The following is a 19,018-nucleotide window of genomic DNA, read 5'->3' as shown; positions in this document are numbered from 1 at the left end:
GGGCATCCATGCCCTCCCCTCCGCTTTCCACGCGTCTGCGACAGTACTGATCAGGACCTCAAGTGGCGAGAATGAAGTCTGTGGCAGTGACGGTTGTCGCATCGGCCACACCGACCAGGCGGATGGAGTCAGCTCCTGCGAAGCTGACCAGGATATCCGCACCGAGATCGGCGATGGTGACGCTGCCGGCAAAGGTCGCAGCAGTGATGCTGAACGCGGAGATATCGAGCCGGTCCTGGCCTCCCGCCGCGTTGGCATCGAAGCCGATGATCTGATCGGTCCCGAAGCCCGCTGCGAACATGAAGATATCGTTGCCACTGCTGGCAACCATCATGTCGTTGCCGGCACCGCCAGTGACCGTATCGTTGCCAGTACCGCCATCGATAAAGTCATTGCCGATACCACCCAACAATGTGTCGCTGGCGTCACCACCCAGCAGCGTGTCGTTGCCATCGTTGCCCTGGAGCAGATCGATGCCGGTGCCGCCATTCAGGCTGTCATTACCCAGTCCGCCGAGCAGCGTGTCGTTGCCTGTTCCACCATCCAATGCATCCGCCCCGTCACCGCCGTCGAGGCTGTCATCGCCAGTGCCGCCGCTCAGGGTATCCGTGCCAATACCACCGAACAGTTGGTCGTTACCGGCGCCGCCATTCAGTGTGTCGTTGCCGCCGTTGCCGGTGAGGATGTCGTTGCCGCCGCCACCATTGAGGGTGTCATTACCCACCCCGGCGGTGATGACGTTGTTCAACCCGTTGCCGTTGCCGACGAAGTTGCCGACTCCGGTGTAGGTCAGATTCTCGACATTACCGCCCAGCGTGTAGCTGGCCAGCGAAGTCTGCACGGTGTCCGTACCGCCTCCCGCCACCTCGACCACCACGTCTGCGGTTGCATCGACGACGTAGGTATCGTTGCCGGCTCCCCCCACCAACCGGTCAGCACCGGCACCGCCATTGAGGAGGTCGTTACCCACCCCGCCGGTGATGGTGTTGGCCTGCGCGTTACCGGTCCCGGTGAAGTTACCGGCTCCCGTATAGGTCAGGTTCTCGACGTTGGCACCGAGCAGGTAGTTCGTCAGGCTGGTTTGCACCAGATCGGTACCACCACCCAGCGCCTCGGTGACAAGGTCACCACGTTGTCGACGACAAACGTGTCGTTGCCGGCACCGCCGTTCATGGCATCCGCGCCGAGCCCGCCGTTGAGGCTGTCGTTGCCGTCCTCGCCATTGAGGACGTCGTTACCGTCCCCGCCGTTGAGGATGTCGTTGCCAGTGCCGCCAAACAACTGGTCGATACCGGCCAGGCCATTCAGCGTATCGTTCCCGCCCAGACCAAGCAGCACATCGTTACCCGTGGTGCCGGTGAGGGTGTTCGCCAAAGCGTTGCCCTGCAGCACCACGCCCAGTGCCGCAACCGCCACCGTCGCCGCAGAGGTCACCGACTCCAGCGTGCCGAAGCCATCGGTGTAGCGCACGTTTACCCGCAGTTGCAGATTGACCTGCGCCGCACCAGGGGTAAAGGTCGCAGCAGTCGCGCCGTTGATGTCGGTGAAGGACGCGCCGACACCTTGCTGCCACTGGAAGCTGAATGTGCCCAGCCCATCCGGATCGGCAATCCCCCCCGTCAGCGCGGTCAGCACCTGCCCTTGATCCGGTGTCGTATCGCTGATCAGCAACGCGCCTGTCGGTGCATCGTTGACGTTGGCCACTGGCCCCAGGATGTTGGACGAAGCGCTTCCAGCCACACCGAAGTCATCCACGTAACCGACCACCACGCACACTTCCAGGCCGACCTGGGCCTGGCCAAGCGCGAGCGTGCTACCGGTAGCTCCGGCGATGTTGACGAAGGCAAGCCCGTTACTCGTCTGCCATTGGTAGGTGAACTGCGGATTGCTGAGGCCATCAACGTCGATGATGCTCGCCGGGTCAGCGGTCAACACCTGGTTCTGCACTGCAAGCCCGGTTACGGTCGGCCCTTCAGTCGATTCGCTGTTCCCCGACGACTCGACGATCTCCAGCGTGCCCTTGGCATCCTGATACACCGCACGGACGCGGATGTTCAGACCCGCCACATCGTCCGCCACCCGGTAAGTGGTGCCGATCGCCCGCGATGCCTCGCCAGCGGCGAGGAAGGTGATGTCTTCATAGATGCCCGAGCCGGCAATGTTTTCGACCTGCCAGTAGTAAGCCACCCCACCGGTCACCGCGCCGGTCGGATTGGTCACGCTTTGGCTGTCCGCGTCGTGTACCGCCCGATCACTGACGCGCAGCAACTGGCCGGCGACAGGCGTTTCGTCACGCACACCGGTGGCAGCATCGAGGATTGCCAGATGACCCGAGGGGTCGTTGTTTTGCGCGGTGCCCACTCCGGACGACTGCGCCCCGTCAGCGAACTGCAGACGCTCGATACCCGTCAAGCGATCGACACCATCACGCCCCGCCACCGAGTCGGTCACAATGACAGTGTCGCCATCGATCTCGATGCCGTATTCCCCCAAAGTACCGGAGAACAACGCAGTGTCGAAGCTGTCATTGCCGGTCAGAATCTCCCGCACAATGACCAACTGGCCCGGGTTGTAAGTACCGTTCAGCATAAACGGCACCAGCGGCTCCATGCTGTCGAACGTGGCGATTTCCGCGCCAGTGCCATCAACGTTTTCCCGTACGCTGATGCGTACGTTCAGCCACTTGTCACCATCGATGATGTCGTCACCACCGCGACCTTCGATCAGATCGCTACCGCTACCGCCGAGGATGATGTTGCCACCATCGAAGAACGTCGCTCCGGCTGGCAGCAAATCCGCCAGGCCGTCGATCAGGTTGATGTTGGTCAGCACACTGCCGGTTGCACCCGCAGTGGGCAGCGATGTGGCATCTTCGTTATCACCGCGCAGGAAGTCACCGTGCGATGAACCCGACAGACCTTCCATGATGTCGAAACGTACCAGCGCCGAAGCACCCGAACCCGGCACCGGCGGAACATCGAAAAAGCGGTCGGTGAAGTCGATGGACACGCCCTGGGCGAGCCCCTTGAAGGTCGCCCAGTCATAGCCGGAGCCGCCGATATAGCGGTCACCCAGGCCGAGACTGCCGACCATGATGTCGTCGCCGCCTTCGCCGTTGAACTTATCGTTCTCGTTACCGCCGATGAACACATCGTGGCCGATCACCGGGTCATTGCCAGCCGGGTCGAAGTTGTCGCCAGGTGCACCGTCCGAAGTGCCCTTCTCGATCCAGTCGTCGCCTTCGTTACCCATGTCCTGTTCGTTGGCTTTGCTGCCCAGGATGAAGTCGTTGCCCTGGCCACCAATGGCCTCGGAAGCGTCCTCACCGGTCACGATGAAGTCATTACCGAACCCGCCAATGATCAGGTTGACGCCGTTGCCACCGTGCAGCACATCGTTGCCGTCGCCACCCTGGATGTTATCGTCGCCACCGCGGTCGGTGATGATGTCGTCGCCGGCGCCACCGCGCAGTTGGTCGTTGCCGTCACCACCTTCGATGCGATCATTGCCACCATCGCCCCAGACCGTGTCATCACCTTCACTCGAAACGAGGATGTCTGCGCCGTTGGTACCGCCCAGCACGATGTGCTCTTCACCCGAGTACCGGATGTAGTTGGTGTCCGGCCCCGCGGTCAGCGGGTTGTCGCGGAACACCACCTGCTCGCCGTTCTCGCCAAGCGGATCGGCGTTGCCCAGACCATCGTTGTACTGCTTGCTTGGGTCGACTTCCAGATAGAACCCTGGGTCCGAGAACACCAGCCCCGGCAAGTGCGTGGCCGAGGTGTTGGCCATGATCAGCTTGGCGAACGAGTTGCTTTCCAGTTCGGCGTTCATCGACAGGCCAGCGGTACGCTCCAGGTAGTAGAAGCGGTCACCGTCCTGCAGTTTTTCCAGCTGGTTCTCGAACACGAAGTTGAAGGTCGAGCCGAGCATGCCGCCGAACGGAGTTTTCTCTTCGGCCAGGCCGCCGATCCAGAGATCGATGGCATCGACGCCCGTGATCGTCACGCCCTTCAGATCGTCGGCAGTCCCCAGCACCCCATCCTTGCCGGCCCGCGTTACGTTGGCCCAGGCATTGCTGCCGTTGAGGAAGTCCAGGCGGTCATCCGGCGCATCAACACCACCAAATACCAGCGCCATGGCTGCAGCGCGTTTGCCTTCCAGCGTGGTCGCCTCCGTGATCGTTTCATGCGTGCCATAGGCCGCGATGAAGTTGATCAACGACTCCGGATGTTTCAGGTGCTGCACCAGGTCGACCCAGCTGCTGTACGGCTTGAGTTGGGTATCACCGGTTTGGCTGTAGATGTCGCGGCGGATCGCATTGAGCGAGGGAATCCCCACGTCGCGGCCACGGGCGATGTTGATCGCCGGCAGGTCGAGCGGCAGACCGAGCAGGTTATTGCGCAGCGCTTCGGTGACGAACTCGTCGATTTCGTTACCGGCTTGCCGAGTCACCCCACGTATGATCGCACTCGTCGCATCCTCTGGCGTCACGCCACTGGCGGCGTACGCCAACGGGTTGAGGAACGCTGCGATCAAGCCAAGTTGCTGATCGGGATCAGCGCTGTTCGGATCGCCAACCACGTTGAAATTGACGTCGTAGCGATCGACGGTCTCGGTCAACATCGAGTGGCCAAACCGGTACACGGTGTGGGCGAACTCGGCGACGATCGAGGCATCGAGGTCGACGTCATAGACTTGGGTCGGTGCGAAGAACAGGTCGACCCTGGGCTGGATGGTCCGCGCAAACTCCTCGAACACCAAGTGCTGATACTGCATCTCGGTGCCGAACTTGGCAGCCTGGAACAAGCGCTCGCCATTCCACACCAGCGCATCGATCTCAGCCTGGTTGGCTGGCAACGCGTTCACCGGATTGAGCAGCCACTCGTTGAGGAAGGCCACGTCACCCGAATCGAGCACAGTGTCCTTGGTCTGCGCAACCAGCCGATTGTGCTCGGCGTGGAAGATTGCATGCACCGCGGTCAGGCCGATGTTCTCGTTGACCCGGCCGTCGCCAGCGATGTAGTGCGCATCCAACAGTTCGTTGTCGTAGGCCAGGTTGGCCCCGGTCTGCGGATTGAACGGCACTGCGTTGCCAATGTCGTCATCCGCGTCAGGCACGAGCACGCCACCGCTGAACACCGGCGCTGCATTGTTGTTAATGTCGACGAGGAACTGGTGACCGGTGCGCACAGCATTGGTCAGGCTAATGGGGGAAAGCGGATTGCCTTCGACAAGGATGTCATCAGCCGTGCCACCAAGACCATCAGCCCCCTTCATCACGACCATCGGGAAGCCGTTTGGCCCCTTGATGAAATTGCCGTAGGCGTCAGTCGCCAACAACGGGGCGTTACCGACGTCGGCATCGGTAAGGTGAATACCCAGGATGTCGTTGGCCTGCGCCTTGACCACCTTCCAGGTTGCCATGCCACCGATTTCGCTGTCGTCTGCGGTACCAAACTTGCCATCCTCCCCCAGGTCACGGTTAGTGATCAGTCTGCCGGTCGCGATGGGGCCGTTGTCGGTCAGCTCATAACCGCGCAGGAACACCTGGTGCGACGGGTGCGAGCTGTAGGTCTGGTTTTGGTCCACGAACGGCGAGGTGGTGTTGGTGTGCTCATGGATGTCGTCGGCCGTGCCGAGAACACCATCCGCCCCTGGCAGGTTGGTCGCGCGGGTCAGCACCATGAAGTTGGCGCTGCCGCCTGGCACATACAGCGGATCATCCGGTTGCAGCGGGATGAAGATGGTGCCCGAACCGCCTTTGGTCACCAGGTCCAGACCGTGATCGAAGAACTGCCCGAAGAAGGTCATCCAGGCGTTGAACGGCGCGGACAACCCCGCATCCGCCGTGGTGTTCTCGAACAGGTACACATCGTGGTCGTCGTCAGTACCGAACTGACCATCCATGCCGGGGCTGGCGACTATCCGTACGCCATCCTTGAGCACGTCGTCGTTATCCAACGTGCCGAAGTTGAGCACGCCGTCCGCGCCCACGTCGTAAGCCGTGGCATAGGCCGCCGGGTTGTTCGACGTCTGGTCGACGATCAGATTACTGATCGTGCGCGGCTGCGAGTCAAACACTGAGCCGCTGGTCTGCTGGTACGACGATCCCGGGATGGCCGGCGAGCCGGGGCCAAAGAACCCGGCAGGAGCACCTTGCGCCGGATTGAAGACCGGATCGGTCAAGCGCGGGAAGGTGTTATCCGCGGCACCAAACTCGGTGTTGTTAATGCCGTTGAGGTTCATCAGGTTATTGTTCGAGCCATCGACCGCACGCAGGCCCAACGGCGCGCGGATATTCGGGATCAGCGAGAGGATGTCCTGACCGGCCGCATCAGCCTCGGCAATCTTGATCTGATCAAGAATGAAGTTGAGGTCGGAGCGGACCATGTGAAGGCCCTCGCCACCCGCAGTGGCATCGACTACAGGTGTCGGCGCCGTCGGCACAACCGGCTCGCCGGGTTCCACCACGGCAGTCGGCTGCGAGAACAGCACTTCAGTCGTGCCATGACCATCCTGGTAGATCGCCTTGACCCGCAGTGCCAGCCCGGCAAGATCCGGGGAGACCTTGAACGTGGTGCCGTCGGCACTTTGGAATGCCAGGTCACCCGCAGGCAGCAGGATGATGTCTTCGAACACGCCGGTGCCGGGGTCGGCTTCGAACTGCCAATAGTAGGACACCGAGGCGTTGTTGGCAAAACCCTGCAGGTTACCCACCGCGACGTTGTTGGCATCGCGCACACCGGCCATGCTCACGGTCAGTGTATCGCCCACAGTTATCTCGCCGCCGTTTCCATCCGCGACGGTCGGCCTGCCCACCGGTTGTGCGTTCAGCCCCGTCACCAGCACTCGCTGGGTATCGGCGAACTGCAGGCGTTCGATATGCAGCAAGGTATCGGTGCCGTCGCGACCCACTTCGGTATCGGTCACCGTCCAGACATCGTCCGCCACATTGGCCGTGCCGCGGGTATCACGCGTCACCACATACTCGGACTGAAGCCCGGAGAAAATGGCGGTGTCAAAAGCCTCCCCGCCTGTCGAAGTGCCGGGCAGGATTTCCCGCACGGCCTTGAGCTGCCCCGGGTTATAGGTGCCGTCGAGCATGAACGGGATCATATCGACCATGCTGTCGAAGGTGGCGATCTCGGGGCCGGTATGATTGACGTCACCGACGTCATAGACCGCAATCCTGACGTTGAGCCATTTGTCGCCATCGATCAGATCATCGCCACCGCGACCCTCGATCAGGTCACTGCCATTGCCACCGAGGATGATGTTGCCCGTGGCAAAGCCGGTGGTCGGCAAACCGGCATCGGCCAGAAACTGCTCCAGTCCGCGGATCAACGCCACATTGGTCAGCGCACTGCCCGTGGTACCACCGTGGTTGAGGATAGTGTCCGCATCAACATTATCGCCCATGAGCACATCGGCGAATTTCGAACCGGACAAGCCTTCGACCTCGGCAAAACGGTCGAGAATCGAGGCCGGCGAGGCGCCGACCGGATTGAACACCCCGGCGTTCTGGTTTGGCGCATTGCCGTGTGGCTGCGCCAGCTCGGCCATGGTCAGGTCAACGGTCACGCCGACCCTGTCATTTTTATGGGTTACCCAGTCGAAACCGGACATGCCGTCCATATTGTCCTGGGCATCGCTACCGACAAAGATGTCATCGCCACCCTCGCCGATCATTTCGTCGAAGCCACCACCGCCGACAAAGATATCGTTGCCGATCACATCGTCATTGAGCAACGCCGAGAAGTTGTCGCCAGGCGCACCGTCCTGAGTGCCCTTCTCGATCCAGTCATCACCTTCGTTGCCAGTAGCTGGCAGGTTGGTCTTGGCGCCGAGGATGAAATCGTCACCCTGACCGCCGAAGGTGGTGGTGATGTCTTCGGTGGTGACGATGAAGTCCTGGCCATCGCCACCCAGGATCAGGTTGCCTGCAACCCCCATGCTACCGGCCACGATCACATCGTTACCGGCATTGCCTTCCAGACGGTTGTCGCCAAACGAGTCGGTGATGATGTCATCGCCCGCGCCACCCAGTACCGCATCGTTCCCGGCGCCGCCTTCGAGGCGATCGTTACCGCCGTCGCCGTAAAGGGTGTCATCGCCGTCACCAGAGATGATGATGTCATTACCGGCGGTACCGCCCAGGACGACATGGTCTTCACCGGTGTACTGCAGATAATTACTGTCCAGACCAGGGGTGTCGGGGTTGTCGCGGATCACCAGCGGCACGATTTCCACGCCGTTGATCATGATGCCGCCCGTAGGATCGTCTTTGCCGTCCAAGCCAAGGTTAGTGAACTGATTGGCCTGATTCACTTCGAGGGTGAACGTCGGCGTCAGGAACACGGTGTTCGACAGGTGGGTGACATCGGTGTTGAGCATCATCAACTTGGCAAAGGAGTTGTTCTCCAACTCGGTGCCGAAGTTCAGGCCCGCGGTACGCGACAGGTAGTAGAAGCGGTCGCCGTTCTGCAACGCCTCCATCTGGGTTTCAAACACGAAGTTGAACGTCGAGCCGAGCATGCCGCCGAACGGCATTTTCTGCTCGGCGAGGCCACCGACCCAGAAGTCGATGTCGTCGAGGCCTGTAATCGTCACACCCGTCACGTCGTCGGCAGTACCCATCAGCCCATCCTTGCCGGCCAGCGTTACGTTGGCATAGGCATCGGTGCTGTTGAGGAAGTCCAGGCGGTCAGCCGGTGAACCCGCACCGCCGAATACCAGCGCCAAGGCTGCAGCGCGTTTGTCTGCCAGTGTGGTCGCCGCCGTAATCGTGTCATGCGTGCCATAGGCAGCGATGAAGTTGACCAACGACTCGGGGTGCTTGAGGTGGTCCGCAAAGTCAGCCCAACTGATGTACGGCTTGAGTTGGCTGTCGCCGGTTGATGCGTACATCTCACGGCGCGCTTCATTCAACGTGGGGATGCCAGTGTCACGACCACGCGCCAGGTTCAGCGCCGGCAAATCGAGCGGCAGACCGAGCAGATTGTTGCGCAACGCTTCGGTGACGAACTCGTCGATCTCGTTGCCGAGTTGGCGGGTCACACCGCGAATGATCGCCCCTGCCGCTTCGTCCGCAGTCGCCCCGCTGCCGACAAACGCCAGCGGGTTGAGGAAGGCCGCGATCAAACCCATTTGCGAGTCCGGGTTGTTCGGGTCAGTGAGGAGCGGATTGAATTCGGGGTCAAAGCGATCGACGGTCTCGGTCAACATCGAGTGACCGAAGCGGTACACCACGTGGGCGAACTCGGCGAGGATTGCCGGGTTGATCGAGGTGTCATACCCGTTGGGTGCAAGGAATTCGTCGATCTGCGGCTGAATGGTCCGCGCGAACTCCTCGAACACCAGGTGCTGGTACTGCATCTCGGTGCCGAACTTGGCGGCCTGGAACAGGCGCTCGCCGTCCCACACCAACGCCGCGATTTCGGCGGGTGTAGTTGGAATCGCGGTCACGTCGTCCACCAGCCACTCATTGAGGAAGGCCAGATCGCCAGCGGCAAGGAGGGTGTCCTTGGTTTGCTGGACCAGGCGGTTGTGTTCGGAGTGGAACACATGGTGCACCGTGGTCAGGCCAATGTTCTCGTTCACCCGGCCGTCGCCGGCAATGTAGTGAGCGTCGAGCAGTTCGTTGTCGTAGGTCAGGTTGTTGCCGCCCGCGCCAACCGGCTGCGCATTGCCGATATCGGCGTCAGCATCCGCCTGCAGAACCCCGCCAACAACTACCGGCGCGGCATTGTGGGCGATGTCGTCGAGGAAGCCATGCCCGGCGCTCACGGCGCTGGCCAGACTGATCGGAGCATCCCGGTTGCCTTCGACCAGTTGCGTGACGTCATCAGCTGTCCCGGCGATATCGTCAGCGCCGTTACTGATGCGCATCACCACCTGCGGCATACCGCTCGGGCCCCGGATGAAGTTGCCATACGCATCGGTTGCCAGCAGCGGCACGTTGTGCACATCGGCGTCGGTCAGGTTGATGCCGAGAATGTCACGGGCCTGGGCCTTGACCACTGCCCAGGTCGCCATGCCGCCATTTGTGCCGTCGCCGTCATCGGCAGTGCCGAACTTGCCATCGCCGCCGAGATCGCGGTTGGTAATCAAGCGCCCCGTTGCAACAGGGTCACCTGCCGCGTTGAGGACATACTCGCGCAGGAACACCTGATGCGAGGGGTGCGAGCTGTAAGTCTGGCTTTGGTCCACGAACGGCGAGGTGGTGTTGGGCTGGCCATCATCGGCAGTGCCGAGTATTCCGTCCGCGCCGGGCGTATGCACTGCACGTGACAGCACCATGAAGTTGGTCGGGCTGCCCGGCACGTACAACGGATCGTCCGGCTGCAGCGGAATAAACACGAAGTCGGTACTGCTCTTGGTGACCAGGTCGAGGCCGTGGTCGAAGAACTGGCCAAAGAAGGTCATCCACGAGTTGAAGCCGGCGGTCAGACCGACGTCCGGCGACACGTTGGGGATGAAGAACACTTCCTTGTCGTCTTCCGTGCCGAACACGCCATCCAGACCGGGGCTGATCACCGGGTCTGCACCGCCGTTCGCCGCTACTGCGGCCGGGTTGTTGGCGGTCTGGTCGACAATCAGGTTACTGATAATCCGTGGCTGCGGGTCGACCACCGTCCCTGACGCGGCATAGGCCGCTCGATACTGGGCATCAAGCAGGCGCAGGAAGGAATTGTCCGCGGCGCCAAACTCGGTTTGCCCGGCGACCAGGTTGTTGTAGCTGCCATCGACGGTGCGCAGGCCGAATGGCACCTGACTGTTGGGTAGCAAATCACTGAGGCTGGCACCGTCGGCATGCGCTTCTGCGATGAAGATTTGCCTGAGGATGAATTCCAGGTCCGACTTGTTGAAATTGGCCATTTTGTGTTGTCCTCGATCTGTCTGGGGAGAGCACGGGACGATAAAATCCTCCCACGCCCAGTTAGGTGCTGGCTTGCGCAGTTTGTTGGTTCAGTTTTCTGGCGAGAGCTGGCGCTGGAAAGGCAAAGCCGTTACCCGGGATGCGCGCCTGGAATTCGCGGAATGAATTGCTCGCCGGGCGATTAGGCAGAGCGAATCCGAGCCTTGGGTGGGCCATGGAAACTGCAAGTAAAGGCGAACTTGCTAAATAGCCCCTTCACTCTGCAAAGAAACGAAATGATCGACATGTTCTGCTCCCTCAGAAAAATCACCGCACCTTGCGTTGCCAAAGCGATGGCAGGCTTCAGGCGGGCGATCCCCCAACCAGACTAAAGTTCCATAATAAAAAACTGTCAATATTACGCCGCAATAACGGACGACCGGTATTTAGCCGGGCAAAACTGTCAATATTACGCCACGATAACAGGCGACAGGTATTTGACGGGGCAACCAGCTATTTCTTAAAAGACATATAGGTAGTTTTAAGCGCTGCTATAGCGCGAAATGTTATTTCAAACTGTAGCGCCAGAGAGACAAACGCGACCTACTCTGCTGCATGCGGGAGCAGCGCAGAGATTTTCGCAAGACTCGCCGATAGAGCTACAGCCTGCGTGTCGACTAGCTGCCTACGGAACTACAGTCACTGTTAGCCAACTACATCTACTGTTAGCTGTTGCGCCGGAAGGGCAACCGGCTTTTCGGTAAGGGATGACCAAAATGCATAAGCAGTCGAGCACCCGCTCCGAACTGGCCGACGCGCTCTTTCGTCTGCGCCGCAGTTTTTACTCGCTGGCAGGGTTCAGCGGCGTGATCAACGTCATGATGTTGACGCCCGCCGTGTACATGCTGCAGGTCTATGATCGGGCCCTGGTCAGTCGCAACGTCACGACACTGACGATGTTGACCTTTCTGGTGATGGGTCTGTTCTTGCTGATGGCCACGCTGGAAATGGTCCGCACCCGCGTGCTGATCCGGGTCGGCAACTGCCTCGACATGGACCTCAACCGACGCATCTTCACCGCGGCGTTCGAGCGCAACCTGAGCCGCGCCGGAGGTAATCCGGCCCAGGCCCTGCAAGATCTCGCGCAGGTTCGTCAGTTCCTCACCGGCAATGGCCTGTTCGCTTTCTTTGATGCGCCATGGACGCCGATCTACCTGCTGGTCGCCTATCTGATCCACCCGCTGCTCGGACTGATCACGCTGATCGGCTCGCTGATTCTGGTGGGCCTGGCTTATCTCACCGAGAAGGCGACGCAGAAGCCGCTGGCCGAAGCCAATCAGGCCGCCCTCTCCTCCGCCAGCTACGCCAACAACAACCTGCGCAACGCCGAGGTCATCGAGGCCATGGGCATGCTGCCGTCGATCGGCAAGCGCTGGTACCAAAGCCATTTGCGCATTCTGGAAATGCAGACCCTGGCCTCCGACCGTGCCGCCCTGATCAGCAGCACCGGGCGCTTCGTGCGTATCACTTTGCAGTCGCTGATCCTCGGCGCCGGCGCGCTGCTGGCGATCGAAGGCAAGATCACCCCCGGGATGATGATTGCTTGCTCAATCCTCACCGGCCGCGCGCTGGGCCCGGTGGAACAGGTCATCGCGTCGTGGAAGCAGCTGCTTGGCTGCCGTTCGGCTTGGGGCCGGTTGAACGAGATGCTGAACGACTATCCGCGCCGGCCACCGAGCATGTCACTGCAGCGGCCGCTGGGCATGCTGGCGGTGGAAAATGTGTATGCCGGTGCCCCCGGCACCGCCAACACGATTCTGCGCGGGGTGAGCTTCAACCTTGCCCCCGGCGAAAGCCTTGGCATTATCGGTCCATCCGCCTCGGGCAAATCCACCCTCGCCCGCCTGTTGGTCGGCGTCTGGCCGGCACAGGCCGGCAAGGTGCGCCTGGACGGCGCGGACATATTCACCTGGAACAAGGGCGAACTTGGCCCCTGGCTCGGTTACCTGCCGCAGGACGTGGAGCTGTTCGAGGGCACCATCGCCGACAACATTGCGCGCTTTGGCGAAGTGGACAGCGACGCGGTCATCCGCGCCGCCAGGACTACTGGGGTGCACGAGATGATTCTGCGTCTTGCGCAGGGTTATGAGACCCGTCTGGGCACCGATGGCAGCCCGCTTTCCGGAGGCCAGAAGCAACGCATCGCCTTGGCCCGCGCGCTGTATGGAGAACCCAATCTGATTGTGCTGGACGAGCCGAACGCCAACCTCGACGACGTCGGTGAAAAGGCCTTGGTCGATGCGCTGGCTCAACTCAAAAATCGAGGTGCCACCGTCATTCTGATTTCCCACCGTCCCAATGTGCTCTGCGCCGTCGATAAGGTGCTGATGCTGCGAGACGGCGGCGTGCAGATGCTCGGCACTCGCGACGAAGTATTCGCAGCGCTGCGCAAGGCCAGTGTGATGCCTGCAGGCGCGTCAACTCCGCTGGCCTCCGTCAAAGCACGGGAGTAACCGATCATGCAAATGAGCCAACACACCGACATGATTCTCGCCGACCCCAGGAACGAGGTGGATCTGGACGTCGGTAAACCCGTGCGCTGGGGCATGTTGCTGATGCTCGCCGGCTTCGGCGGCTTCCTCCTGTGGTCCTGGCTGGCGCCGCTGGATGCCGGCGTGGTAGCGACAGGCACGGTAAAAGTCACCAGCAATCGCAAAGCCGTGCAGCATCTGAGCGGCGGTACCGTGGAGGCCATTCTTGTTCGCGAAGGCGATACAGTGAAAAAGGGTCAGGAGGTGGTCCGCCTCGACTCGCTGCGTGCCGCTGCCGAACAGGGTGCAGTCAGCGCCCAGTACATCGTCAGCAAGACTGTGGAAAACCGCCTGGAAGCGGAACGTGACGGCCGCGATGTGGTGAACTACGATCCCGAATTGCTCAAGCGCTTCGGGAATGACTACCGCCTGGTGGCCGCCATGGATCTGCAACAACGCCTGCTGGACACCCGGCGTGCCGGCCTCGCTGGCGAAATCAGCATCCTGCAGGAAAACCTCGCGGCGTCAGCGGTGCAGCTCAAGGGGCTGCAGCAGGTCTATGGCGCCCGCGCCTCGCAGATCAACTTCCTCAGCCAGGAACTGAAAGGCACCCGCGCGCTGGCGGCCGAAGGCTATGTCCCGCGCAACCGTCTGCTTGAGCTGGAACGCAGCAATGCCGACCTCTCCGCCGGCCAGGCCGAGAACCTCAATAACATCGCTCGCGTGCGTAGCCAGACCACCGAAATCAAGCTGCGCATCCTGCAGCGCCAGCACGATTACCTGAAGGAAGTCGAATCGCAGCTGACCGACACTGCCAAGGAAAACACCACCCTGGCCGACCGCTTGCGCGCGCTGGACTATGAAGTGTCCCACACGGTGATTCGATCGCCGATCGATGGCATGGTCCAGTCCCTGAGCATTGCCACCGTCGGCGGGATAATTCAGCCCGGCTTCAAGATCATGGAAATCGTTCCGGTCAACGAACCGCTGCAGGTCGACGCGATGATTCCCGTGCAGGCCATCGACAAGATGGTCCCCGGCCTGGCCGTGGACATTGCCTTCCCGGCCTTCAACCATGCCCAGACGCCAAACATCCCCGGCCGCGTGAAGACCATCTCCGCCGACCGCCTGCTCGACGAGGAAAGCAAGGAACCGTTCTATCTGGCTCAGGTGGAAGTCACGCCCGATGGCATGAGCCTGCTTGGCATCAATCACATTCGCCCCGGCATGCCCGCCAGCGTCACCATCAAGACCGGCGAGCGCAACATGATGAGCTATCTACTCAAACCGATGCTCGACCGTGTCGACAGCTCCTTCAAGGAACAATGAAATGGACCGTCATTGCCTGTTATTCTGCCTGCTAGGGCTGTCACTGCCGGCCAACGCCATGGACCTCAAACAAGCCTGGGATCTGTTGCAGTACCAAGGCCCTATCTACCGCGCCGCAGTGCATGAAAAAGAGGCCGGCGGGGAAAACCGCGCCATCGGCAGGGCCGGCCTGCTACCGCAGATCAATGCCTCGGCCTACGACAACAAGGTCAATGGCACCCAACGCCAGAGCGGCGTCGAAAGAGATCTCGACTACACCTCCAAGGGCGCTAACGTGCGCCTGCGCCAGCCGCTGTTCAACAAACAGAAGATGGCCGAGTACCGCCAAGGCAAGCAGCGTGCCGACTACAGTGTCGCGGTGTTCGATGCCAAGAGTCAGGACGCCGCGGTGCGCCTGGCCGAAAGCTATTTCGACGTGCTCCTGGCCAGCGAAACCATCGTCCTGGCCAAGTCCAAGCTGAGCGCCTTCGATGAGCAACTCGCCTCGGCGAAACGGCGCATGGAGCTGGGGGCCGGCACCGTCACCGACATCGACGAGTCGGTCGCTCGCCGCGACCTCGCCGAGGCCGAGCTGATCGAAGCGCAGGACAACCTGGTCAACGCGCGCCGCAAGCTTGAGGAATATATCGGTGAAACCCCCGAATCGCTGACCACCTTGCGTCCGAGCTTCGATACACCACTGCTGCTACCGAGCAACCTGCAGGACTGGCTGGTCAAAGCCCAGGCCGATAGCCCGCTGATCCATGCGCGCCGTTATAGCAGCGACCTCGCCGCAGAAGAAGTGAAGCGCGCCAAGGCCGGCCACTGGCCAACACTGGATTTCGTTGCCGGATACACCGCGGGCGAGAGCCAATCAATCTCCGAGTTGAATCAACGCAACCGTTACGGCTCAATCGGTCTGGAAGTAAATTTCCCGCTGTTCAACGGTGGCGGCGTCAGCGCGCTGACACGCCAGGCCAGTGCCAATAGCGAAAAGGCCCAGGACGAACTCGACGCCACGCGACAGGAAGTCATCTCCGGAACCACCCGTGAGTATAGCGGCGTACAGAGCGGCGCCAAACGTATTCACGCGCTGGAGAAGGCAGTAGAGTCCAACGAACGCTCACTGACTTCGACACGCAAGGGCTTCAAAGAGGGGGGCACCAACACCAACTCGGACGTCCTCAATGCCGAAGAGCTGCTCTTCGTTGCGCGCCACGATCTGTTCGAGGCCAAGTTGCGCTATTTGATGTCGCGCCTGCGCCTGGCCTCTTCGGTGGGCAGTCTGGGCGACGACGATATCGACCAGATCAACAACTACCTCGGCCCGGAACTGTTGGTCACCAACTGACTTTTACCTGCGCGGCACTTTTACAAGGTGGTCGGCAAAACCCAGGCACGCAACAGCGTTGCCTTCGGCCACCTTCGAGGATGCGCCGCTTCGCACTTATCACCGACAACCCGCACACTCAAGATGGAACTCGGCACGAGACCAGGGAAGTCATATCCGGGCTCTCTACCTGCTGCCCCCCTCTGCGTTTCTGAGCGGACGCTAATCGTAGAACGGCGCAACCAACGCCCGACTGCCGACGAAAAAGCTGTCGGCAACCAGTCGCGGCGATAGGCGACTGGCAGTTGCCGGGGACTCGCAGTTCGGCAGACTCAACAAACAGCGGCAGCGCCAGCAGATGGGTTGCAATCGACAAGGCATCAACCAACCGTATGCTGTGTCCCGTGCTCCCCACCCGCCACGTTGAAAACCAGGCTTATCCGGGTTCCTTCCTGTTCCCGGCTCGTCAGGCTGACCGAGCCGTTGAATCGCTCCATGACACATTTGACCAGCATCAGGCCAACCCCGAGGCCACCTTGCTTGGTGGTGAAAAACGGTTTGAACGCCATGCGCTCGTGTTGCCGGGTCATGCCTTTGCCCGTATCCGTCAGGGTCACTCGCACCCGCCCATCCACCGCCGGCTCGACTTCGATCGTCAGTACCCCGCCGCCGGCCATGGCTTCCAGAGCATTGGCGAACAGGCTATTGAAGATCTGGATCAGGTGCATGTGCTGGCTGATGACCGGGGGTACCGGTGCGATAGAGAGATGGACCCGGACATTGGCGCGCTTGATTTGCTGGTCGAACGCCTGCACCGCCTCCTGAATGGCCGGGCCCAGGTCGACGGCCTCGCTGTCGGTGTTCAAGGGCTGCAGCGAGACCAGCAGTTCGCGAACCCAGCGCGACATGCGATCGACCTGGCTGATGATGTCGGAAATATTCTTCTGCGCCGGCGCGCTGGCGATTTCCTGGGCCAGTTCGGCACTGGATCGAATGGTCGCCAGTGGATTGCGCAGGCTGTGGGCCACGGCCGAGGACATCTCGCCCAAGGCTACAAAGGTTTCACTGGTGATCAGTTGCTTTTGTTGGAACTGCAACATCTGCGCCGCCCTTCGCACGATCCAGAACAACCCGAAATAGATCAGGCCGCCGCCGAGGACGGTCGCCACCCAGATCAGCATGAAACCGCGCTGGATACGCAACACCAGATCCTCAGGCTCCTTGTAGATCTCGACCATGGCCAGGACCTGGTCATCGGCGGCATCGAACATCGGGATATAGTTTTCGATAAACAGGTACTTCGGTTCGCGGAGAAATTTCTGCTCCTCACGGTCCTCATCGGCCTGGTGGTATTCGGACGAGACCTGCACTTTGTCTGTGAATGACTGGTCGAGATCTTCGTCGCCCTTGATCCGGACACCGATCAACGCCGGGTTGGTCGACCAGATGATCGTTCGATCCCGGGCATAGATATTGGCCATCAACAAGTCCGGCAAACTTTCGATATGGTCGAGGAACTCTCCCCGGGCCGCGAGAATGTGATCGCGGTCATAACCCGGCTGGGCGTTGGCCTCGCGGATATCGAGAATAGCGCCCATGGTCAGGGCTGGCGGCAAGCCGGAGTGGCGCATTTCCGCTGTGCCGATCGCCCGGATGAATTGCGCCATCAGCAGCCCGTCGCGCTCGACGCTCTCCCGGACCACCAGACGTGTAGAGGTATAACCCAGCACCATGGCGACGACGGCGATGATGAACAGGCTGGCCAGGGAGAACCAGTGCAGCAGGTTGAACTGACCCTGGGCGGGTATTTTCTTGAACGTCAGCATCTGCATGAGGGACTTCCTGGATGCTTGTCTGAATGCTTATAGTCGAGGCCCGGTCAGCAGCAGCCAATCATTACCTATGGCACGGATCGCCGTAATAGTATTTTGCCTCTACTGGATCATAGGCTGGATTTTCGACCCGTGATTGGAATGATCCATTTGATGCACATGCACCTCGGCCGCCTGAACCGCCGTCGGCTGCTGACGCTCGGTTTCTTCCTGCAAGTACGCGATCAATGAAGCAGCGGCTGCCTCATCCAGGCGCAGGTTGGGCATGGACACGCGGTTGTAACGTTCGAACAATTCCAGCGCCAGCGGATCTTTCTCAGCCAGCATCCGGTCGGGCTCCCTGATCCAGCGACTGAGCCAGAGCGGATTGCGCTGACGAGTCACGCCCAGCAGATCGGGACCTATCCCACGCAGGCCGACGCTCTCCCCATCGAGCCCCCCCAAGGTATGGCAGGACGCGCAACGGGTGCGAAACAGCTCCTCACCCATGCTCGGCGGGCGAATTTGCGGCGCATCGGCGTAGCTGCCTTCCTGGCTGGCAACCTTCCAGTTCTGCAGGTTGTTGCCCAGTTGATCGGCAAGGATCCACGGATTTTCAAAGGGTGAGGCTTTCATCCAGCGGCCGGTGGCCTGGTTGCCGATGATCAGGCTGAGGTTGTGATCCTTGGTGCGGCCGTTGTCGACGCCTTCGATAAACAGGCCGAGCTTTTGGCGCAGCTCAGTGATCTGTTGTTTGTCGCCGGTCAGGAACAGCCAGCCCGGCGCAACCTTGAATTTCTCCGCGTAGTGCTTGAGGACCGGCGGCGTATCGGTCTGCGGATCGATGCTGATGGAGTAGAAAAACACGTCGCGCCCTACCCGCTCCCCCAGCAGTTGTTGAACCTGGCGCAAGCGGGCGGTCTCCAGCGGACAAGAGTCGGTGCAGGCAGTGAAGATGAAGTTGATCACCACCACCTTGTCCCGGATCAGGTCGTCGAAAAAGCGCAGAGGCCGGCCATCCTGATCAGTCAGCACGGTGTTGGGAAAGTAGTCCGCGCCCCAGGGCGTGGCCGATGACGGTTCATCGGCCAGCACCAGGCCGCTCAGGGCACAGGCCAGCAACACCAGGGCTCGCCGGGTCCAGCCACACACAAGTTTGAGTTCCATGACGTGTTCT

At 60.9% G+C, this 19,018-nt stretch carries 5 protein-coding genes and 2 pseudogenes; 3 read left to right on the top strand and 4 right to left on the bottom strand.

Annotated elements, in window-relative coordinates:
* Window positions 1–58 precede the first annotated feature (58 nt).
* Window positions 59–10,881: pseudogene (locus tag F8N21_RS16165) on the bottom strand (peroxidase family protein).
* Window positions 10,882–11,637: 756 nt separating this feature from the next.
* Between F8N21_RS16165 and F8N21_RS16160 the strand changes: the two are divergent.
* Genes F8N21_RS16160 through F8N21_RS16150 form a run of 3 tightly spaced genes read left to right on the top strand, consistent with a single transcriptional unit; the run spans window position 11,638 to window position 16,051 of the window.
* A complete protein-coding gene (locus F8N21_RS16160) occupies window positions 11,638–13,374 on the top strand; it encodes a type I secretion system permease/ATPase (protein ID WP_150643067.1) in 1,737 nt (578 codons plus the stop codon).
* 6 nt (window positions 13,375–13,380) lie between these two features.
* Complete coding sequence (locus F8N21_RS16155; RefSeq protein WP_150643066.1) at window positions 13,381–14,721, top strand: HlyD family type I secretion periplasmic adaptor subunit; 1,341 nt, start codon at window positions 13,381–13,383, stop codon at window positions 14,719–14,721.
* A 1-nt stretch (window position 14,722) separates the two neighbouring features.
* On the top strand, window positions 14,723–16,051 hold the full coding sequence (locus F8N21_RS16150; RefSeq protein ID WP_150643065.1) for a TolC family outer membrane protein: 1,329 nt from the start codon (window positions 14,723–14,725) through the stop codon (window positions 16,049–16,051).
* A 259-nt stretch (window positions 16,052–16,310) separates the two neighbouring features.
* On the opposite strand, the pseudogene F8N21_RS16145 reads toward F8N21_RS16150, so the two are convergent.
* The 3 genes and pseudogenes from F8N21_RS16145 to F8N21_RS16135 all read right to left on the bottom strand — a co-directional run.
* Window positions 16,311–16,466, bottom strand: a pseudogene (locus tag F8N21_RS16145) (gfo/Idh/MocA family oxidoreductase); the annotation flags it as partial.
* Window positions 16,411–17,862, bottom strand: a complete 1,452-nt coding sequence (locus tag F8N21_RS16140) for an ATP-binding protein (RefSeq protein WP_150643064.1) — start codon at window positions 17,860–17,862, stop codon at window positions 16,411–16,413. The gene F8N21_RS16140 and the pseudogene F8N21_RS16145, both read right to left, overlap by 56 nt.
* A 102-nt stretch (window positions 17,863–17,964) precedes the next feature.
* Window positions 17,965–19,008: an SCO family protein gene (locus F8N21_RS16135; RefSeq protein WP_150643063.1), complete on the bottom strand. Its 1,044-nt coding sequence runs from the start codon at window positions 19,006–19,008 to the stop codon at window positions 17,965–17,967.
* Window positions 19,009–19,018 lie beyond the last annotated feature (10 nt).

Source organism: Pseudomonas fluorescens, from assembly GCF_902497895.1.
Taxonomy (GTDB): domain Bacteria; phylum Pseudomonadota; class Gammaproteobacteria; order Pseudomonadales; family Pseudomonadaceae; genus Aquipseudomonas; species Aquipseudomonas fluorescens_BP.
Note: the sequence above shows the minus strand (reverse complement) of the source record. Positions and strands in the feature narration are given on the sequence as shown.